Source organism: Christiangramia sabulilitoris, assembly GCF_007050985.1.
GTDB classification, from domain to species: Bacteria; Bacteroidota; Bacteroidia; order Flavobacteriales; family Flavobacteriaceae; genus Christiangramia; species Christiangramia sabulilitoris.
The window spans coordinates 217,436-238,569 of record NZ_VHSF01000003.1 but is presented as its reverse complement, the minus strand read 5'-3'; the positions used below and the strand labels follow the sequence as shown (position 1 = coordinate 238,569).

The following is a 21,134-nucleotide window of genomic DNA, read 5'->3' as shown; positions in this document are numbered from 1 at the left end:
ATATCTTAAAAAATTTAACATAAAACATCAGGATTTTAATTTTATATCATTTTAATGCAGGGAACGGTTTATAAATCTACAGGAAGCTGGTATCAGGTAAAAGCTGAGAATGGAGAATTCTTTGAATGCCGTATAAAAGGAAAATTCAGGATTCAGGGTATCAAAAGTACAAATCCGGTTGCCGTGGGAGATAAGGTTTCTTTTGATTTAGAGGAAGGTGTCGAAGGAAATACCGGGGTCATCAAAAAGATCACGGAGCGCGATAATTATATTATTCGTAAATCTGTAAATCTCTCGAAGCAAACCCATATCATAGCTTCTAATATTGACCAGGTATTTTTGCTCATTACCTTAAATAATCCACCTACACTTACCACCTTCATAGATCGTTTTTTAGTGACGGCAGAGGCCTACGAGATTAAAGCAGTACTTTTATTTAATAAGGTGGATACCTATTCTCCGGAAGAATTGGGTGAGGTAAAATACCTTGCTAAAATGTACCGGGGTGCAGGTTACGAATGCATCGGGATCTCGGCCAAACTGGGTAAAAATGTGGATAAGGTTAAGGATAAAATGACCGGTAAAACCAGCATGATCTCGGGGCATAGTGGTACCGGGAAATCTACCCTGATAAATGCTATTGAACCCAGCCTCGATCTCAAAACTTCAGAAATTTCCAGGCAGCATAGCCAGGGACAGCATACTACCACCTTTGCCGAGATGTTCGACCTGAGTTTTGATGCCCGCATAATAGATACCCCCGGAATTAAAGGTTTTGGGGTCGTAGATATGGACCGAGAGGAAATTGGTGATTATTTTCCGGAATTCTTTGAGCGCAAACAGGATTGCAAATTTCATAATTGCCTGCATGTTGAGGAACCTAAATGTGCGGTAAAAGATGCTCTGGAGGAAGGCGAGATCGCCTGGTCCAGATATAAAAGTTATTTGCAGATCATGAAGGGCGAAGATGATAATTACCGGGTAGATCAATATCAAAAATAGATGAAAGCTGTTATTCAACGTGTTTCCGAAGCTTCGGTCATGGTAGATCAAAAAGTATGCGCGGTAATGCGAAAAGGTTTATTGATTTTACTGGGAATTGAGGATGAAGATGGGGATGAGGATATTGATTGGCTGTGCAGGAAAATTATAAATATGCGCATCTTCAATGACGAGGATGGAGTGATGAATGAATCTTTACAAAGTATTGGGGGTGAGGCAATCATTGTAAGCCAGTTTACCTTACATGCGAGTACTAAAAAAGGAAACAGGCCAAGTTACATAAAAGCTGCTAAGCCCGAATTTGCAGAACCTATGTATGAAAAATTCATAAGAATCTTCGAAGAACGTTTTGAAAAATTTGTAGGTTCAGGAGTTTTTGGCGGAGATATGAAAGTTAGTTTAATAAATGATGGTCCTGTAACAATTTTACTAGATTCTAAAGACAAACGTTAAAAAACGTTAATTTTTTATATATTGCGCCAAACTTTAAAGCCAGCCCCCCGGAATGCGCAATTTTTTTATTGTGGTTTTCCTTGGACTTTTTTCTACCCTACAAAGCCAGGAAACCTATAAGGTGAATTCTATTGACCTTAAATTACTTGTTAATGCTAATGCCGTTGTTCGCAAACAACACACAGAAATAGAAGTCAAAGCTGTTGACGATGTGGAAATATCAACCCACAGAGTGGTCACAGTGCTGAATAAATCTGGAGAAAAATTTATTAATGCCTACGAGAATTTCGATAAAGGTCTAATAATTAAAGAGCAAAAGGCGGTAATTCTTGATTTTAACGGCAAGGAAATCAGAAAATTTAAACAAAGAGATTTTTCTGTTAGCAGCAATTTCCAGGATTTTATACTCTTTTCAGATAATAAAGTAAGTTATCTTGATTATACCCCTCAAAAGTATCCGTATACGGTTATTTATACCTCCAGGATCAGAACCAGGAACTCAGTGTTTTTGCCAGATTGGTGGCCACAGGAAGGTTATAAAGTAAGTATAGAAAATTCTTCTTACCGTCTTTTAAATGATGCTCAGATCCCTTTAAGATTTACCGAACGTAATCTGGAAACACTGGATTATAGTTCTAACAATTCTGAATTTGACCTGGATTATTCAGCAACAAACATAGCTGCAGATACTTTTGAACCTTTGGGACCTTCATTTAGAAGCAAAAGTGCACAGGTAATTGTTGCCCTGGATAAATTTTCTCTGGAAGGAATTGACGGGGAATCCCGCGATTGGAAAGAATTTGGGAAATGGCAATATCAAAACCTGGTAGCAGGGCAGGGAGTTTTGTCAGATGTAATCGTTAGTAAGGTAGAAGAATTAACCAAAGGAGTTTCATCAAAAGAAGAAAAAGCACGCATCATATATAAATATGTGCAGGATAATACGCGCTATATAGCAGTTATGCTTGGGATTGGGGGATGGAAACCCTACAGTGCTATGGAGGTAGACAGATTGGGTTATGGGGACTGTAAAGGTTTAACCAATTATACCAAAGCTCTCCTGGCAAGTCAGGGTATTGAATCTGACTATACCGTGATCTATGGAGGTACTAAAAGAAATATAGATCCTGAATTTACCAAAATGCAGGGTAATCATGTCATCCTGAGCATTCCCCGGGAGAATGATGAGGATATCTGGTTGGAATGCACCAGCCAGGATATTCCATTTGGTTACCTGGGTGATTTTACAGACGATAGATATGCTGTTAAAATAAAACCCGAAGGTGGAGAAATCGTGAGAACGAGAAAATATACTACCGGGGAAAATTTACAAAAAGTCAGGGTTGATATTGAACTTAATAGCGGTGGAGGATTTAATGCACAATTTCAAAGAAAGAGTTACGGAGTTCCCTACGGAGATATTTACCTGTTGGAAAACCAGCCAGAAGACCGCCGGAAATCATTTTACCAGGAAAACTGGGCACACTTCCAGAGTCTGAATTTTGAAAGCATAGATTTTCAAAATGATAAGAAGAATGTCGAATTTATAGAAAATCTGAGTTTTAATGCAGATAATTTTTGCAGCACTGCGGGAGAAAGATTGTTGATGCCCTTAAATTTTATAAATGGTTTTGATCTTAAGGTGGCGAAGGATAAAGAAAGGAAAACTGAGATTATAATCAAGAGAGGCAGGACGTTCCAGGAGAATTTCAATTATAGCCTGCCGGTGGGATATGAAGTTGAAGCTTTACCGGAAAGTAAACTTATAAAAACAGAATTTGGTAGTATTTCTTTGGAGGTTTCAGTTGTAAATAAAAATGAAATACAGCAGATCGTCGTGCAAAGAAATGTACAGTTATTAGAAGGTGTTTGGCCTCCGGAAAAATTTAAAAAGTTCAGAAATTTTATAAGCCAGGTTCATCAAATAACTAACCAAAGAGCCGTAATTGTCCCAGTAAATAAAGCGTAAATCATGTCCAGGAATTTTATCATCATTTGTCTGCTGTTTTTTTGTTTTCAACATGGAAACAGCCAGAATTATAAATTTGGGAAGGTCTCGAAAAAAGAGGTTCTCCAAAAAGAACATCCAATAAAGAAAGATGCAGATGCTGCCGTATTATACCGTAGCCAGAATGTATACTATGATCTTGATAAGAATGATGGTTTTATACTGATTACAGAGGTACATGAGCGAATAAAAATCTATAATAAAGAGGGTTTTGAGTGGGCAAATAAAAAAATAAGTAGGTACAATGGAAGTAGTGATGAGGAGAAGATTTACTATCTAAAAGGGATTACCTATAATATGGTAGATGGCAAATTAGAGGAAGAAAAGTTAAGAAAAGATGAGATTTTTGAAGAGGAAAGCTCAAAATACTGGAGAATTACCTCATTTACAATGCCGGCGGTAAAAGAGGGTAGTGTAATAGAATACATCTATAAAATACGCTCTCCATATCTGGGTTCTATTGGTAGAACTCCGTTGCAATACACGATTCCAATTGATAAACTGGAGGTGGATGTAACGATTCCGGAGTATTTTTATTTTAGTAAATACCAGAATTTACGATCCTCATTGGTGATAGATATTCAGGAAGAGAGAAAAAATGCCAAATATAATTTTTCCAGCTTCAACAGAGAGACAAATTCATTTGGTGTTATTGTTTCTAATACAACTTCCAACAATGTTGTAGAATATGTTAATTTAAAATATTCGGTCAATAAGGAGAATATTCCAGCTTTAAAGCAGGAATCTTATGTAGAACATTTGCACAATTATGCCGCTTTTCTTGATTGGGAGTTACAGTATACGAAATTCCCGAATTCTACGGTAAAAAACTATTCTGAATCCTGGGAAGGTGTGGCTAAATCTATCTACTATGATCTGGGCATAGGTAATGACTTATCCAGGGATAATTATTATGATGAAGAATTAGACCAGTTGCTGGCCGGGATTTCAGATCCTTTGATGAAGACCAATAAGATTTTCAATTTCCTGAAACAAAAAGTGAAATGGAATGGTAATGCTGGATATTATCCGGATAACGGCCTTAAAAAAGCCTTCAAAGAGGGTTCAGGAAATATAGGTGATATTAATTTGCTTTTAATTTCAATGTTGAAATATGCGAACCTTAATGCAAATCCTGTTTTAGTGAGTACTCCTTCTAATGGAGTACCGCTTTATCCAACCAGGGATGGCTTTAATTATGTTATCGCCGGTCTGCAGATTGGACAATCGATATATCTGCTGGATGCTACAGATCCTTTCGCCGGGATTGGAGAATTACCAAAAAGAGCCCGGAACTGGCAGGGAAGATTAATCAGGGATGATAAAACTTCTTTATGGATCAATTTAATGCCGACCTATCAATCCCAGACTGCGGTAAGTATGAATATCAAGATAACAGATGCAGGTGCAGAAGGAATTGAAAGAAAATTATATACCGGCCTTTTCGCGAAAGAATTTAGGGGAGATCACTACATGCCAGAGCCTGATAACGGGATTGCCAAAAGATGGCCAAACTTTGAGGATCTGGAGATTTCTGATTATACCTCAGAGAATGATAAGGACCTGGGTGCCGAGCTTATTGAAAATTTCGATTTCAAAATTCCATCAGCTACATCCGTGATAGGAGATAAGATCTATTTTCAACCGCTTTTGTTTGAAGGCCTTCAGGAAAATCCTTTTAAAGATGATGAAAGAATTTATCCCATTCTCTTTGACTTTCCAGAGTCAAAAATTCACACTGTGAATATTTTGTTGCCAGATGGTTACGAAATTTCCTCTCTTCCAGAAAGTATACATTTCAGTCTTGGGAAAGATGTAGGTGAATTCAAATTTATCGTTAACGGTGCAGGAAATACTATCAGGATCTCATCGCTGATAAGTTTAAAAAAATCGGCGTTTCAGGCAGAAGAGTATGATTTATTGAAAAAGTTTTATTCGAATATTATTAAAAAACATAGCGAAGCTATAGTTTTGGAGAAAACTTTAGAAGATGGACATAGCGAACGCGCAGAAAGCGGTAGATAACTGGATAAAGGAACATGGTGTTCGTTACTTTAATGAACTAACCAATATGGCCCAGCTAACTGAAGAGGTGGGCGAAGTTGCCAGGATCATAGCAAGACGCTACGGTGAACAGAGTGAAAAGGAAAGCGATAGGAATAAAGACCTTGGCGAAGAACTGGCAGATGTTGTATTTGTAGTTCTTTGCCTGGCTAACCAAACCGGGGTGGATCTGCAGGAGGCCTTTGACCGTAAATTGGATCTCAAAACAAAACGGGATAAAGACAGGCATAAGAATAATGAAAAACTTAGGTAATGCAGTTTAAATCCATAATATCTCAAAACGCATTTTGGAAATCTGTATTCTGGCTGGGACTCTCATTCTTAATTCTGTATAACGTAATTAGTATGCTCTTTGAATACGGAGGGTTTGAGTTTAGAGCATTTTTTGAGGAAAGAACCGCGAATGGTAAGCTTATACGTTTTATAATCGGTCAGTTACTGGCAGCATTTTTATATGGTTTTATTTTAGCCTTCGGTCAGTTTCGTGGGAAGCAAAAGAAAGATTAATTTAGTAATCTATTCTTTTAATTTCCAAGATGAATCTATCCCTAATCAATGAAAATACAGAAGTAAAGGCAGATCTTAAGATCACAGGATCTAAAAGTGAATCTAACCGTCTGCTTATTCTCAAGGCTTTATATCCTGAAATTAGCATAGAGAACCTTTCCAACAGCGATGATACGGTTGTTCTTAAAGCAGCTCTGGAAAAAGGCGATGGTCTTATTGATATTCACCATGCCGGAACAGCCATGAGATTCTTAACTGCCTATTTTGCAGCAAAAGAAGGATGCGAGGTAGAGCTTACCGGCAGTAAAAGAATGCAGGAAAGACCTGTCAGGTTACTTGTTGATGCCTTGCAGAGAATGGGCGCTGATATTCAGTATAAAAATCAAGTAGGATTTCCTCCGCTGATCATAAAAGGGAAACGTTTACATGCAGATTCGGTAAAGTTAAAAGCCAATATTAGCAGCCAGTATATTTCTGCTCTTATGCTAATTGGATCTTCCCTACCCAATGGTCTGGAGATCATTTTAGAAGGGCAGGTTACCTCGACTCCTTATATACTTATGACTCTTGAAATTCTACAGCAGGCTGGTATAAAAGGTAATTTCAGAGACGAGAGGATTTATATTGAACCTGTTGAGACCGTAGACCCGGTCACTGTGGCTGTGGAGTCTGACTGGAGTTCTGCTTCTTACTTTTATAGTATAGCCGCGATTTCAGAATCTGCAGAGATCACCTTATCCAATTACCGCAAAGATAGCAGACAGGGAGATTCCTGCCTGGCGAAAATTTATGAGCATTTCGGCGTTCGAACAGAATTCGGAAAAAATACGATTATCCTTAGAAAGGAGGGTAGAAAGCGGTCTTTCCGTATTTACGAAAACCTGAGAAATTCACCAGATATTGCTCAAACCATTGCCGTTACCTGCCTTGCCTTAGGTATGGAATGTAAATTAGACGGATTACACACCCTTAAGATAAAGGAAACAGACAGGTTGCAGGCACTTAAAAATGAAATGGAAAAGTTTGGGGCTATGGTGGAGATCACAGATGATTGTCTGAAACTTTTGTCCACAGGGAGCCTGAACCGGGATGTTTTAGTAAAAACGTATAACGATCATAGGATGGCTATGGCTTTTGCGCCGCTTGCGTTTAAAACTTCTTTCTCCATCGAGGACGCCGGAGTGGTCTCAAAATCTTACCCGGACTTCTGGAAAGATCTCAAAAAATTGGGTTTCAACGCACGCGAAATTATTTAATTTCCAAATAAACCGTCATTTACTTGACAACCCCTATGTTGAGATTGTATATTTGCAGCCTTTAAAACAGGAACAACTATGGGAATGAAACTTTCTAATTTCAATTTTGAACTGCCTAAAGAACTTTTGGCTGAATATCCATCTGAAAACAGGGATGAAGCCAGGTTAATGGTACTTAACCGCAAAGAGCAGACGATTGAACATAAAAAATTCAAAGATATAATCGATTATTTCGAGCCTGAAGATGTAATGGTTCTTAATAATACTAAAGTTTTTCCCGCCAGATTATACGGAAACAAAGAAAAGACAGGTGCCAGGATAGAAGTTTTCTTATTAAGAGAATTAAACCCGGAAACTAAACTTTGGGATGTTCTTGTGGACCCAGCCCGAAAAATAAGAATTGGAAATAAACTTTATTTTGGTGAAGATGAAAGTCTGGTAGCCGAAGTAATAGATAATACAACTTCCCGTGGTAGAACCCTAAGATTTTTATATGATGGTTCTTATAGTGATTTCAGAATGAAACTGAAAGAACTGGGGCAAACTCCACTGCCAAAATATATTAAAAGAGAGGTAGAGCCGGAAGATGAGGAGAGATACCAGACCATTTATGCTAAAAAAGAAGGCGCAGTAGCAGCACCAACTGCCGGTCTGCATTTTTCCAAGCATTTATTAAAGAGACTGGAGATCAAAGGTGTTGATTTTGCTGAGGTTACTTTACATGTTGGTTTAGGTACTTTTAGTCCGGTTGAGGTAGAAGATCTTTCCAAGCATAAGATGGACAGTGAAGAGGCATTTATTCAGAAAGATGCCACAGAAATTATCAACAAGGCGAAACAGGAAAGAAGAAGAGTTTGCGCAGTTGGGACGACGGTTATGAGAGTTCTGGAAAGTGCTGTCTCTTCAGACCAGACTTTGAACGAATTTGGTGGCTGGACTAATAAATTTATTTTCCCGCCTTACGATTTTAACATCGCCAATTGTATGATCACCAATTTCCATACTCCAAAATCTACTTTGCTTATGATGGTATCTGCTTTTGCAGGTCACGATTTTATGAAGAAGGCCTATGAAGAGGCGGTAAAGGAAAAATACAGATTCTATACTTACGGAGATGCAATGCTGATTCTTTAATCAGTCATCCTGAAACTTAAAGGCCATAAACTGATGATACGGTTTATGGCCTTTTTTGTAAGCTATAGATATTTAAAAGACTGAAGCATTCGGTTTTAACTTTGTAATTTAGCAGCGTGAAAGACAAGAAGAAAGATATACGGGCATTAACGAAAGAACAACTGCAGAAATTTTTTGTTTCTGAAGGGGACAAATCTTTTCGTGGAACCCAGGTATATGAATGGTTATGGAACAAGGCTGCTCATTCCTTTGACGATATGACCAATATATCGAAGGAAACCAGGCAAAAGCTAAAGGATAATTTTGTGATTAACCATATTCGCGTAGACCGTATGCAGCGAAGCAGTGATGGTACTATTAAAAATGCGGTTAAACTTCACGATTCCTTAACCGTTGAGTCGGTTTTGATACCTACCAAAACAAGGACCACAGCATGTGTGTCATCTCAGGTAGGTTGTAGTCTGGATTGCCAGTTTTGCGCCACAGCTAAGTTGAAAAGAATGCGTAATCTTAATCCGGATGAGATTTATGATCAGGTAGTAGCCATAGATAATGAAAGCCGACTTTATTTTGACAGACCGCTTTCTAATATTGTTTTTATGGGCATGGGTGAGCCTTTGATGAATTATAATAACGTGATGAAAGCGGTGGAGAAGATCACTTCTCCTGAAGGATTAGGGATGTCGCCGAAAAGGATCACGATTTCAACTTCGGGAGTTCCTAAAATGATCAAGAAGCTGGCAGATGATGAGGCTAAGATCAAACTGGCTGTTTCACTACATTCCGCAAGGAACGAGGTGAGAACCCAGATCATGCCCTTTAATGAAACCTTTCCCTTAGAGGATCTCAAAGAGTCCCTGGAATACTGGTATTCGAAAACTAAAAGCAGGATCACCTACGAGTATATCGTCTGGAAGGATATTAATGATACCCGGGAAGATGCACAAGCCCTGGTGAAATTCTGTAAATATGTGCCTTGCAAGGTGAATCTTATTGAATATAATCCTATTGATGACGGGAATTTTCAGCAGGCAGCCTCTGCTGCTACGAATATGTACCAGGATATGCTGGAAAGAAATGGTATCACGGTTACGGTAAGGCGATCCAGAGGCAAGGATATTGATGCAGCCTGCGGACAACTGGCGAATAAATCTGCCTGATTTCGATGATGCCAGATTGGACAAACCTTCGGTTTAAATATGTATATTTACGCCCTTTATGAAGGTTATTTCCCAAATAAAACTTCCGGTGGAAAAAGAGATGGAACTTTTCGAGAAAAAGTTCTTCGAATCCATGTCCTCGAAAGTCGCTCTTCTTAACAGGATCACCCATTATATAGTAAACCGTAAAGGCAAGCAAATGCGGCCCATGTTCGTTTTTCTGGTGGCCAAAATGGTTTCAGACGGAAAAGTGAATGAACGTACCTATCGCGGGGCTTCAGTGATCGAACTTATTCATACAGCTACTTTGGTGCATGATGATGTGGTGGATGACTCAAACCGCAGGAGAGGATTTTTCAGCATCAATGCTTTATGGAAAAATAAGATCGCAGTGCTGGTGGGAGATTATCTGCTTTCCAAAGGTTTATTACTTTCTATAGATCATAATGATTTTGACCTGCTGAAGATCATTTCGGTAGCGGTAAAAGAGATGAGTGAGGGGGAATTGCTACAGATCGAAAAGGCCAGGCGTCTTGATATTACAGAAGAGGTCTATTATGAGATCATAAGACAGAAAACTGCTACCTTAATAGCTGCCTGTTGCGGTCTGGGAGCAGCTTCGGTAAAACCAGAAAGCGATGAAGTACCTACTATGAGAAAATTTGGAGAACTCATAGGAATGGCATTTCAGATTAAAGATGACCTTTTTGATTATGGGACCGAAAAAATAGGAAAGCCTACGGGAATTGATATAAAGGAGCAAAAAATGACCCTTCCACTTATCTATACATTGAATAATGTTTCACAAAAAGATAAGGACTGGTTGATCAATTCAGTAAAAAATCACAATAAGGACCGGGGCAGGGTAAAGGAAGTTATTCGGTTTGTAAAGGATAACGGTGGATTGGATTATGCGGTTAAACGCATGAAACAATTTCAGCAGGAAGCTCTTGAGATCCTTAAACGATATCCTGAATCTGAATATCGTGATAGTCTTGAATTGATGGTTAATTATGTAATAGATCGAAAAAAATAAAAGCGAAGTAAAACTTCGCTTTATAATTACTTCGCCACCCGACTAAATAGCATCATCTGCAGCTTCTTCACCATTTACATCATCTGTCTGGTGAATTTCTTCATCGATCTCTTTCTCGAGCTTTTCAGCGCCTTTTTTAATTTTTTCTCCTGCTTCCCTGGCTCCAGATTCAATATCCTCGCCAATCGCTTTTGCAGCTTCTTCTGTTTTTTCCTGGGTAGTTTCCCGGCAGGAATAAATAGACATGCTCAAAATAGCAGACATACATAAAATCAACAATTTTCTCATTTTGATCAATTTATTAGGGTTATTAACTAAAAAAAGCCATTCAGAGAATGGCTTTTTTTTATTAAGAAAGGAAATGATTACATATCATCATCTTCGTTCATATCATCAGTTCCTTCTACTTCTTCTTCCATTTCAGTCTCTACTTCCTCACCGGCAGCTTCGATTTCGTTTTCAGCATCGTTAGCAGCTTCTTCTACGTTTTCTTCCATAGATTCTACAGTATCTTCTGCATTCTCTTCGGTAGTTTCTCTACAAGAATAGATTGAAAGGGACATTGTTGCAACAGCAAATAGTAAAAATAATTTTTTCATTGTTAAAATGTTTAATTAGTTGAAGACACAAAGTTAAACAAATTTTAATTATGCAAAAGGACTCTTTTCACTTAAATATTTCCAATATCTCTTAGGGACATGTTGCACGTGAAGGCGCATATTTACTCGGCTTTTGATATTTGTCGAGTCAAAATATTCTTTCCATAATTTCTGAAAATAAATTTCTCCTGCCTCAAAGTACTCCGGATTTCCGCCGGAAATGCCAATATCTTCCGGCAATTCCATCGATACATATTCTGTTTTATAGAGGTCGTAATAGAGTCCTATTTTCCTTTTTATATCATAGATCAGCCATTTCTGGTCTGCATACCGGCTTTTAAAATGTTTAAGGATGATAGGTAATACATTGAAATCTGGTTCTATAATGGCGAAATAGATATCATCTTTTGTTAACCTGAAACGTACGAAGGCTTCCATACGATGTTTTTCCCTGCCTACCTGCTTGGCGATATTTGAAATGTAAAGCACAGAAGGATGCGAATAATCTGTGTCCACCTTTTCTTTAGTAGAAAAAATATAACTGATCATATTATATAGCTTCATCTCGATGCCCGGGGCTTCGCTGAGGAATGCCCAATTGATCCTGGTCATGGTATTGGTGGAAACCTTAGCTTTTAAACCTTTTAATACCCTTAGCGCCTTCTGCTCGTCTGCTATGATGATCTGCGTTTCGCTAAATAGCTGTTGCTGGTCCTCACCTGCCGGGACGATCTCCACGACCTGCAGTTTCTGTTCATACCCTGTAAATATACAGGTGAGAAATCCCTGGAAACTTCCATCGTATTTAAGAACTGTTCCGGTCATTAGAATAAACTTAATTGCGGGCTAAGATCTGTTCTGAATTTGCTATGCGAGGTTTTTAAAATCAGCTGTTTTAAATGCTCACTCGATAAATCACGTAGCTCTTTCTCCCTTGAATCACAGGTAATGAAATATTTCGCCCGGTTCGTGGATATACCGATCTTTTGGAGGTGTTCCCAGTTTAATTTTCTGAATTTCCTGGCCTGTACGATCTTATTAGCAGATTTTAATCCAATTCCAGGCACTCTCAGTAATTGTTGCTTTTCTATCCGGTTAACATCCATCGGAAACAGGTGTCTGTTACGCAGGGCCCAGCTTAATTTGGGATCTATCTCCATATCCAGGTGCATATTCTGATCATTAAGTAATTCCCGGATATCAAAACCATAGAATCGCATTAGCCAATCTGTCTGATATAATCTGTTTTCCCTTAGCATGGGAACCTGTGTTCCGATAGCCGGCAACCTTGGATCTGTACTAATTGGAACGTATCCCGAATAGTAAACCCTTTTCATATTATAGTTTTTATAGAAGAATGCTGATGAGTACATGATATCTCGGTCACTTTCACCAGTAGCGCCTACGATCATTTGAGTACTTTGCCCTGCGGGCGCGTATTTAGGAGTGCTTTTGATAAGCTTTGATTCTGCTTTGTATTGAATGATCTCATTCTTTACCTTTTCCATAGGTTTCATGAAATCCTCATGTTTTTTATCTGGCGCAAGAAGTTTAAGGCCAGATTTTGTAGGGATCTCGATATTCACACTTAGCCTGTCTGCATATAATCCTGCTTCACGCATGAGCTCGTCGCTGGCTCCGGGAATGCTTTTCAGGTGAATATACCCATTGAAATTTTCCTCCAGCCTGAGTTTTTTTGCAACGCTTATCAATCTCTCCATGGTATGATCTGGACTTTTAAAAATTCCCGAACTTAGAAAAAGACCTTCAATATAATTACGACGGTAAAAGCTAATGGTAAGATCTACAACTTCCTGAACCTTGAAAGCCGCTCTCTTAATATCATTGCTTTTCCGGGTCACGCAATAGGCACAATCGAAGATACAGTGATTGGTAAGCAAGATCTTTAATAAAGAGACACAGCGACCATCCTGGGTATAGGAATGGCAAATACCCATCCCACTGGAATCTCCCAGGCCTTTTTTAGTGTTTGTTCTCTTGCTACCACTACTCGAGCAGGAAACATCGTATTTAGCGGCATCTGCAAGAATATTGAGTTTTTCTTTAATTCGATCGAAATCCATAAAATTGGAATTTTTCCAAAATTAGGAATAATTCCTATTTAATAATAAGTTTTAATCAAAAGGTTTTGATGCATTTCGAATTTTAAATAGCATTTTCAAATTTAAACTGTGCTCATTAATCTATTTGAAATGGAAATTCCTGGTTTTGTTATTAGGATTGGACCTATAAACGGTTATACTTCAGGAGGCCATAATTCCTTAATTATGCAATTAATAATTAGTAGTAAATTCGTCAGGAAAATTTTATCTTCGCACCAATAAATTTGCAACTATGAGTTTACAGGAAAAGGTAATGGTCGAAATGAAAGCGGCTATGCGAGCTAAAGATAGTATGAAACTTGAGGCTTTAAGAGCTGTTAAAAGTGCAATATTACTTGCTGCTACTGAAACTTCCTCTAAAGACGGTCTAACCGAAGATGAGGAAAATAAACTTCTGCAAAAACTGGTTAAACAGCGCAAGGATAGTGCTCAGATATATAAGGAGCAGGGTAGAGAGGATCTTGCTGAACCTGAATTGCAACAAGCTGCCGTAATTGAGCAATTTCTTCCTGAGCAATTGAGTGAGGCAGAAATCGAGGCAGAGGTTGAAGAGATCATTGCTGAAACCGGAGCCTCAGGAATGCAGGATATGGGCAAAGTAATGGGAATGGCCAGTGGAAAATTAGCCGGTAGAGCTGATGGAAAAACCATTTCTGGAATTGTACGAAAAAAATTAGCGTAAATAATTGTTATCACATTGAGCGCAGTCGAAATGTGAATTTTAAATAAAAGGCCCCGTGGCGCAACTGAATAGCGCATCAGATTTCGGCTCTGAGGGTTGCAGGTTTGAATCCTGCCGGGGTCACGAATAAATCAAAAAGCAAGCGAAATCATAAAGCTTGCTTTTTTGATTTTGTGGCTGTTTGATTTTCAAAGCGGAGCTTTGCAGGATGCGCGAAGCGAATCCTTAAGTTTGAGTTTCTTCGAAAACATCTTTTATTGAGAGCTGCTTTGCAGGATGCGCGCAGCGACTCCTGAAGTTTGAGTACTTTAGGACAAACCCATCGCCATATAGATTAAAAAGCAGACTAAATCAGAGCTTTTAAGACAGACAATGCTAGTTCTGCCTAAGATTATAATGACGAAAAATAGGGGAAAACCCTTATAAATTAATTTTATTCAGCGGCTTAATTTGGTAAGTCCTATTAACCAATAAGTTATGATTCAGGATTATAGTCATATTTACCGGAATATTATACTAGCTCTTAGTGTGGTTCTGGCCGTGTATATTGTGTTTAAATATCTTACCTGACCGGGCACTTTTTTCCGGAATACCTTCTTTACCACCCGAAAAAGGTGGTATATTCTTATAATATTAATCTAGGACCGCCCTTTAAATTTTTAAAATCATTTCAATTAGATGTTTTTTTACCTGGTTTACAATGGATTACGTTTTTTACCGATAAAAAATTACAATTCTTCGAAAAATCTTTTTTTTTACTTTAAACAAAACTATATAATTTGTTAATTGCCTAGTGGTCAATGTATTGAAATATATTGATTCAACTAACCAGATTTCTCGATACCTACACCCTGGATACCTTATCCCTACTGGTATTCGCAACAAGTTTTCAATTTAAACCAGTTTATTATGAAGAGTTTTTTACCTCTGACAGGTAAAACTGTAGGATTAGTTTTCCTTACATTTTCCCTGCTTTTTAATGTGAATTTAGGTGTTGCTCAGACTGTTACATCTGACAAGGATGATTATTCTCCCGGTGAAACTGCTATTGTAACAGGGGCCGGCTGGACCGGTGATACCACGGTTACTGTACATTTCTACGAAGATCCGGAGTATGATCATGACCACGATTATCATAATTATCCTGTGAATCCAGATGGTACTTGGGAAATCCAATTTCCAATTGAGGAAAGACACATTGGGGTAGAATTTACCGTTGAGGTGATTGGGGACCAGTCCGGCTCTACAGCGAGTACAATTTTTACGGATGGGAATATTAGGATTGATACAAATTCAGGTCAAGTAACTGTTAATTTTGTAAGATATAATTCTAATAATTGTACCGGTACAATACTCAATAGTGGTTCCGGAAATGCAAATCCTAGCACTACTAATAATAATTTTCAGTTTGTGGGAAATGGCGAGACTATTAAGTTGACAGCTCCTGCCACAAATTCGTTAGGACAGTCATTTCAAAATTGGGCATCTGCTAATGGTAGTGCGAGTTTTGTAATCGTTGGAGGTGATCCAAAAGTTATATGTGTGCAAGGAACAAATGGGCAGGGGGCGATTAAACTTGAAATAAATTATAATGTTTCCTGTACTCAACCTAATATTAATTCAGTAAACAGTTGTGTTGGTGGGGATATAACCTTTACGCAAACAGATGGGAATCCAGGAGGTACATGGTCGGTGACTGGAGGTGGAAGTATAAATTCCTCAACAGGTGTTTTCTCCCCCTCAACTCCAGGATGTTTCTCTGTGACTTATTCTACAACAGGAGGATGTTCTGATACCAAGTCTTTTGTAGTCTTTCCTTCGGCTCCGGCAGCCCCGGTAGTCTCAAATACCTGTAATTCTTCACTGTCGATTCCGGAACTACCCACCGTTTCCGGTTTCACAGCCCAGTATAGCTTTGATAATGGTTCTACTTGGAGTACCACTCGTACATCTACTTCAACCACTGCCAGTTGTTATTCGATGAAAACTCGCTTTGTGTTAACCAATGCTTGTGGGGCTAATGCCGCTAATACAGCAGCACCTTGTGCAGCATCCCCAACGGGTAATGCAATAATCTTCCCGGCAAAACCTGCTGTACCAGTAGTGGCCAATACCTGTAATTCAGTATTGACCATCCCTGCCCTGACTTCTGTAACGGGTTTTACACCTCAGTATAGTTTTAATGATGGATCTACCTGGAGTACTTCCAATACTTCCACTTCAACCACTCCTGGTTGCTATTCAATGAAAACCCGATACGTTTTTAATGGGTCTTGTGGGTCGACCAGTACATCTGCTCCGGCAGCCTGTAGTTCGTCAGATACCGGAAATGCTGTGATTTTTCCGAATGCGCCACCGGCGCCTACAGTTAATGAGGGTTGTGGAACCATTAGCGTAACTGCGCCAACCTCTGTTACTGGATTTAATATTCAATATTCTTTTGATAATGGTGTTAACTGGGGAGCCAATACTCCGCCAACCGACGATAATTGTAGCGGGTATAATATAAGAACTAGGTATGTTTTGGCATCAGCCTGTGGCTCTACCGCAGCCGGGGCTGTAAGCACTATTGCGTCGTGTGCTGCTTCTCCCGCTACCAATAGGGTGGTGGATAGCACGATTCCAACGGCAGATGTCTTAACGGATATCAATGTGGAGTGTTTTTCAGATATTCCTGATGCTGATATTAACGATGTAACCGGTGAGACCGATAACTGTGATGGACCTGTTACCGTCGCCTTTGTAGGGGATGATATTACCTCTGCTACCTGTGATGGAGATGCAGTGACCGTGATCAGGACTTATAGCCTGACCGATTGTAGCGGTAACACCACCAATATTACGCAAACGATCAATGTGGATAATGTGACCCCTCCAACGGCAGATGTCTTAACGGATATCAATGTGGAGTGTTTCTCAGATATTCCTGATGCTGATATTAACGATGTAACCGGTGAGACCGATAACTGTGATGGACCTGTTACCGTCGCCTTTGTAGGGGATGATATTACCTCTGCTACCTGTGATGGAGATGCAGTGACCGTGAYCAGGACTTATAGCCTGACCGATTGTAGCGGTAACACCACCAATATTACGCAAACGATCAATGTGGATGATGTGACCCCTCCAACGGCAGATGTCTTAACGGATATCAATGTGGAGTGTTTCTCAGATATTCCTGATGCTGATATTAACGATGTAACCGGTGAGACCGATAACTGTGATGGACCTGTTACCGTCGCCTTTGTAGGGGATGATATTACCTCTGCTACCTGTGATGGAGATGCAGTGACCGTGACCAGGACTTATAGCCTGACCGATTGTAGCGGTAACACCACCAATATTACGCAAACGATCAATGTGGATGATGTGACCCCTCCAACGGCCACTCCACCTGCAGATATAATAGGTCTTCAGTGTATCGCTGATATACCTGTTGCCGATATCGAAGCTATCACTGACGAAGCTGACAATTGTGGTGGCGCTGTTATTGTAACGGTCACCGCCACCAATAATGGAGGAGCTGGATGTAATGGTGATCCGTATGTTGTTACCAGAACTTATACTTTAAAGGATTGTAGTGGTTTGACCACAGATCTTGTTCAGACCATTACGGTCGAAGATTCTACAGCTCCAAATTTGGATCCCATAGAACCATTAAACCCTGTAGCAGTAAATACCCCTTTCACCATACAAGCTCCTTCCACCGGAGATAATTGTTCAGGGTTAACAGTGACATGGTATTTCGATTCAGATGGAGATATAACAGATCCATCAGACGCAGAATTTGATGAGCCAGGTAGTTTCAATGGTAGTTTTGTTCAGGGTAATTTTGATTCAAGTATTTTTGAAACTTTAGAAAATCCAACAGGAACAGGAGTGTATAGTGTAATGCTTGTTATTTCAGATGATTGTGGTAATGAAACTGTAGAATTTTACGATTATCTTGTTATCTACGATCCATCCGGAGGTTTTGTTACCGGAGGAGGATGGTTCTATTCCGATCCTGAATTTCTGATAAACAACCCTGATAATAAAGAAGGTAAGGCTAATTTCGGTTTCAATGCCAAGTATAAATCTGGTAGGAATAACACAACCGAGGTAGATGGACATACAAACTTCCAGTTTAAAGAAGGCGACTTCCATTTTAAAAGCTCGTCTCACGAAGATATGTCGTTAGTGATATCTGGAGATTTTAAAGCTACATATACCGGTGTTGGAACCATCAATAATGATCCTGAACTATTTAATTTTAGGGTAACCGTGATAGATGCTGAAAAAACACCTAATCATGATATTGATTTATTTAGGATAAAAATTTGGAATAATACCCAGGGAGTAGTATATGATAATAATATCAATACGAACGTTAGTGAAAATGCTGATCCTTCCACGGAAATTGACGGCGGTTCAATAGTTATCCATAAACCTAAAGGCGGTGGAAAAACTAAAACAATGGAATCAACAGAGAAAACACAGGCTCAAACTACTGAACCTGAGGTGGCAGATAATCTGAATTCCCTGGAAGTTGCACCGAACCCGATGGTTACTTATACTGATATAAGATTCAGTTTAAAAGCAAGAGTCAAGGCAGATCTGTTCATCTTCGATATGAATGGAAGACAGCTAAGCACCCTGCACTCGGCCATGGTGGATGCTAATGAAGTAATACAGGTGAGATTTGACCGGGGCAGCCTGCCAAGCGGAGTTTATATCTGCAAGCTGGTGACCGGAGATGGACAAAGTTATGAGAGACAAATCGTAATCGATTAAAATGAGTGAAAAGTCCGGGTAAATTAGCCCGGACTTTTTTATTTATCTTAATCTAAATTTAAAAGTCTTAACCGCGCTGGAGAATTTTATGTTTTTTTAAGCCTTAGCGTTAAAACTTTTACAAATAGTATGCGGAAGAGAGCGATACTTATAAATTAGCCAGATAAGTAATTAAACAATCTAACAACTATGGCAGCTTATTTTAATTCAAATCAGCTTAGAGATTCTTTGCAGCAATTAGTGAAGATGTATATAGACGAATGCAAGGAATGTAAGACCTTATCCCAGGATTGTATAGATCTTTTAAGGCACAATTTCCTGGCAGAATATGTTGTCTATAATAAATCAAATAACAGTATCGAAATCGGGATTAATAAGTCCGACAAATTTGATGGCTATCCCGAAATTGAAGCTTATAGCTTTCCATTAGAGGATGTAGGAAAGAAAGTAGATTACTCCTTTAAAAATAACCATGAAGACCTGGAATTTTATGGGAAACTTATTGGTAGAAGAAAAGGTATAGGATCTAATTCAGTAGTTTTGTTGGACTAAATAAATTAAGCATCAACAAAAAGCCGTTCTTTTTTATAGAACGGCTTTTTTTATGAATGCTTTACAGTTTTACAGGAACTAATATGTTCCATGATCAAACTGGCGTGAACTCTTGAGTTCTCAATAAACCACTTATGGGTTTCTACTCCGCCACAAATTACTCCAGCGAGATAAATTCCCGGGATATTCGTTTCCATGGTTTCTTCGTCATATTCCGGTATTTTCCTGCCATCATCAGATAGTTTGATCCCTATATCCTGGAGGAATCCGAAATTAGGACGGTAACCGGTTAATAATAATACGAAATCATTTGGAAGAATTTCTTCTCCCTCCGGAGTGTTTAATATCACTTCGTTTTCTTTGATTTCTTTTAGAGTGGAATTGAAGTATGCCTTAATACTACCTTCTTCGATACGATTTATAACATCTGGTCTTACCCAATATTTTACTCTTTCTCCAATTTCAGGTTTTCTAACGATCATGGTCACCTCACCACCTTTTCTATAGATCTCCAGTGCAGCATCTACTGCAGAATTACTCGCTCCAACTACTACAGTTTTTTGAGTCGCATAGTAATGTGGATCATCATAATAGTGAGAAACTTTTGGAAGATCTTCGCCCGGAACCTTGAGGTAATTAGGTATATCGTAAAATCCGGTGGCCACTATGACATTATTTGCAGTATATTCTGCTTTCGTGGTTTTCACCAGATGGATTTGCTCAGCTTTGGTCTCTACCGCTGTAACTTTTTCAAACAAATGAATGTTTACCTTATTATTCGTAGCAATTCTGCGGTAATATTCCAGTGCTTCACGTTTTCCCGGTTTTGGATTATTGCTGATAAATGGAATATTATCTAACTCCAACTTTTCTGAAGTAGAAAAGAAGGTCATATTAGTAGGATAGTGGTAAAGCGAATTCACCAGGCAGCCTTTCTCCAGTATAACATATGATAGACCTTTTTTCTCTGCTTGCAGCGCACAGGCAATCCCAATTGGTCCGCCACCTATAATTACAACTTCATATTTGTTATCAGGAGTTTGCAACTTGCTTCAGGTTTTTAATGGTTTTAAGCTGATCATCAGATTTAAATACAAAACTACCTGCTACCAGGGCATCAGCACCGGCATGAGCCAGTTCAGCCGCATTTTTATCGGTTACGCCGCCGTCTACTTCAATCAGGGTTTCGGCATTATTTTCAGTAATAATCTCTTTCAATCGCTTAACCTTATTATAGGTATTTTCAATAAAGCTCTGGCCTCCAAATCCAGGGTTTACACTCATGATCAGCACCAGGTCGATATCATTTATAACATCTTTTAAAAGCTCTACACTGGTATGTGGATTTAATGCGACACCAGCTTTCATACCTTCAGCTTTAATGGCTTGTATGGTACGGTGCAGGTGAGTGCAGGCTTCATAATGCACAGTAAGTATATCTGCACCTAAATTCGCGAAATCTTTTATATATCTGTCTGGATCGATGATCATTAAATGAACATCGATGGTCTTGGTTGCATGTTTGGTAATAGCCTGTAGAACCGGCATTCCGTAAGAAATATTCGGTACGAAAACCCCATCCATGATATCTATATGAAACCAGTCGGCTTCACTCTTATTTACCATTTCGGTGTCGCGTTGTAAATTTCCGAAATCGGAAGCCAGCATAGAAGGGGCAATTAGTGTTTTACTCATAGTTGTTTTGTTGTTATGCTGTAAAAATAGTAAGAAAAAAAGGTTTACCTGTTGCTTTCATTATAAATGGGAAGTATGATTCAATTGTAA

At 38.9% G+C, this 21,134-nt stretch carries 19 protein-coding genes and 1 tRNA gene; 14 read left to right on the top strand and 6 right to left on the bottom strand.

What is annotated here, in order from left to right; genetic code table 11:
• The first annotated feature begins 54 nt into the window (after positions 1-54).
• The 10 genes from rsgA (at position 55) to FGM01_RS11220 (ending at position 10,620) form a co-directional block, all read left to right on the top strand.
• Complete coding sequence (gene rsgA, locus FGM01_RS11265; protein ID WP_143411275.1) at positions 55-1,002, top strand: ribosome small subunit-dependent GTPase A; 948 nt, start codon at positions 55-57, stop codon at positions 1,000-1,002.
• Positions 1,003-1,455, top strand: coding sequence for a D-aminoacyl-tRNA deacylase (gene dtd / locus FGM01_RS11260; protein WP_143411274.1), 453 nt, complete (start codon positions 1,003-1,005; stop codon positions 1,453-1,455). It begins immediately after the preceding gene.
• A 52-nt stretch (positions 1,456-1,507) separates the two neighbouring features.
• Complete coding sequence (locus FGM01_RS11255) at positions 1,508-3,424, top strand: transglutaminase family protein (protein WP_143411273.1); 1,917 nt, start codon at positions 1,508-1,510, stop codon at positions 3,422-3,424.
• A gap of 3 nt (positions 3,425-3,427) precedes the next feature.
• Positions 3,428-5,488, top strand: a complete 2,061-nt coding sequence (locus FGM01_RS11250; protein ID WP_143411272.1) for a DUF3857 domain-containing protein — start codon at positions 3,428-3,430, stop codon at positions 5,486-5,488.
• Complete coding sequence (locus tag FGM01_RS11245; RefSeq protein WP_143411271.1) at positions 5,454-5,780, top strand: nucleotide pyrophosphohydrolase; 327 nt, start codon at positions 5,454-5,456, stop codon at positions 5,778-5,780. The genes FGM01_RS11250 and FGM01_RS11245 overlap by 35 nt, the downstream gene beginning before the upstream one ends.
• Positions 5,780-6,034, top strand: coding sequence for a hypothetical protein (locus tag FGM01_RS11240; protein WP_143411270.1), 255 nt, complete (start codon positions 5,780-5,782; stop codon positions 6,032-6,034). The genes FGM01_RS11245 and FGM01_RS11240 overlap by 1 nt, the downstream gene beginning before the upstream one ends.
• 29 nt (positions 6,035-6,063) lie before the next feature.
• Positions 6,064-7,290, top strand: a complete 1,227-nt coding sequence (locus FGM01_RS11235; RefSeq protein ID WP_143411269.1) for a 3-phosphoshikimate 1-carboxyvinyltransferase — start codon at positions 6,064-6,066, stop codon at positions 7,288-7,290.
• 84 nt (positions 7,291-7,374) lie between these two features.
• Complete coding sequence (gene queA / locus FGM01_RS11230) at positions 7,375-8,424, top strand: tRNA preQ1(34) S-adenosylmethionine ribosyltransferase-isomerase QueA (RefSeq protein ID WP_143411733.1); 1,050 nt, start codon at positions 7,375-7,377, stop codon at positions 8,422-8,424.
• A gap of 116 nt (positions 8,425-8,540) precedes the next feature.
• A complete protein-coding gene (gene rlmN, locus FGM01_RS11225; RefSeq protein WP_143411268.1) occupies positions 8,541-9,584 on the top strand; it encodes a dual-specificity RNA methyltransferase RlmN in 1,044 nt (347 codons plus the stop codon).
• A 58-nt stretch (positions 9,585-9,642) separates the two neighbouring features.
• Entirely contained in the window at positions 9,643-10,620 is a 978-nt protein-coding gene (locus FGM01_RS11220; RefSeq protein ID WP_143411267.1) for a polyprenyl synthetase family protein, read from the top strand.
• Between the two features lie 42 nt (positions 10,621-10,662).
• Here FGM01_RS11220 and FGM01_RS11215 read toward each other — a convergent pair whose 3' ends face one another.
• The 4 genes from FGM01_RS11215 to FGM01_RS11200 all read right to left on the bottom strand — a co-directional run bounded on the left by FGM01_RS11215 (position 10,663) and on the right by FGM01_RS11200 (position 13,303).
• Positions 10,663-10,908 (bottom strand): hypothetical protein, encoded by a 246-nt coding sequence (locus FGM01_RS11215; protein ID WP_143411266.1) that lies wholly within the window; start codon positions 10,906-10,908, stop codon positions 10,663-10,665.
• Between the two features lie 77 nt (positions 10,909-10,985).
• Positions 10,986-11,183 carry a hypothetical protein gene (locus FGM01_RS11210; RefSeq protein ID WP_243735794.1) on the bottom strand — a complete coding sequence of 66 codons (198 nt, stop codon included), beginning with the start codon at positions 11,181-11,183 and terminating at the stop codon, positions 10,986-10,988.
• Positions 11,184-11,267: 84 nt separating this feature from the next.
• Entirely contained in the window at positions 11,268-12,044 is a 777-nt protein-coding gene (locus FGM01_RS11205; protein WP_143411264.1) for a TIGR03915 family putative DNA repair protein, read from the bottom strand.
• On the bottom strand, positions 12,044-13,303 hold the full coding sequence (locus FGM01_RS11200) for a putative DNA modification/repair radical SAM protein (RefSeq protein WP_143411263.1): 1,260 nt from the start codon (positions 13,301-13,303) through the stop codon (positions 12,044-12,046). Before FGM01_RS11200 ends, FGM01_RS11205 begins: the two co-directional genes overlap by 1 nt.
• Before the next feature lie 271 nt (positions 13,304-13,574).
• On the opposite strand from FGM01_RS11200, the gene FGM01_RS11195 reads away from it, so the two are divergent.
• The 4 genes from FGM01_RS11195 to FGM01_RS11180 all read left to right on the top strand — a co-directional run bounded on the left by FGM01_RS11195 (position 13,575) and on the right by FGM01_RS11180 (position 19,349).
• On the top strand, positions 13,575-14,024 hold the full coding sequence (locus FGM01_RS11195) for a GatB/YqeY domain-containing protein (protein ID WP_143411262.1): 450 nt from the start codon (positions 13,575-13,577) through the stop codon (positions 14,022-14,024).
• A gap of 49 nt (positions 14,025-14,073) precedes the next feature.
• Positions 14,074-14,147, top strand: a tRNA-Arg gene (locus FGM01_RS11190).
• 786 nt (positions 14,148-14,933) lie between these two features.
• Positions 14,934-18,797, top strand: a complete 3,864-nt coding sequence (locus tag FGM01_RS11185) for a T9SS type A sorting domain-containing protein (protein WP_143411261.1) — start codon at positions 14,934-14,936, stop codon at positions 18,795-18,797.
• Positions 18,798-18,986: 189 nt separating this feature from the next.
• On the top strand, positions 18,987-19,349 hold the full coding sequence (locus tag FGM01_RS11180; protein WP_143411260.1) for a hypothetical protein: 363 nt from the start codon (positions 18,987-18,989) through the stop codon (positions 19,347-19,349).
• Between the two features lie 50 nt (positions 19,350-19,399).
• On the opposite strand, the gene FGM01_RS11175 is transcribed toward FGM01_RS11180, so the two are convergent.
• Together FGM01_RS11175 and rpe are read right to left on the bottom strand one after the other, a co-directional pair.
• Complete coding sequence (locus FGM01_RS11175; protein ID WP_143411259.1) at positions 19,400-20,395, bottom strand: YpdA family putative bacillithiol disulfide reductase; 996 nt, start codon at positions 20,393-20,395, stop codon at positions 19,400-19,402.
• A complete protein-coding gene (gene rpe, locus FGM01_RS11170; RefSeq protein ID WP_143411258.1) occupies positions 20,382-21,044 on the bottom strand; it encodes a ribulose-phosphate 3-epimerase in 663 nt (220 codons plus the stop codon). The genes FGM01_RS11175 and rpe overlap by 14 nt, the downstream gene beginning before the upstream one ends.
• Positions 21,045-21,134: the final 90 nt, after the last annotated feature.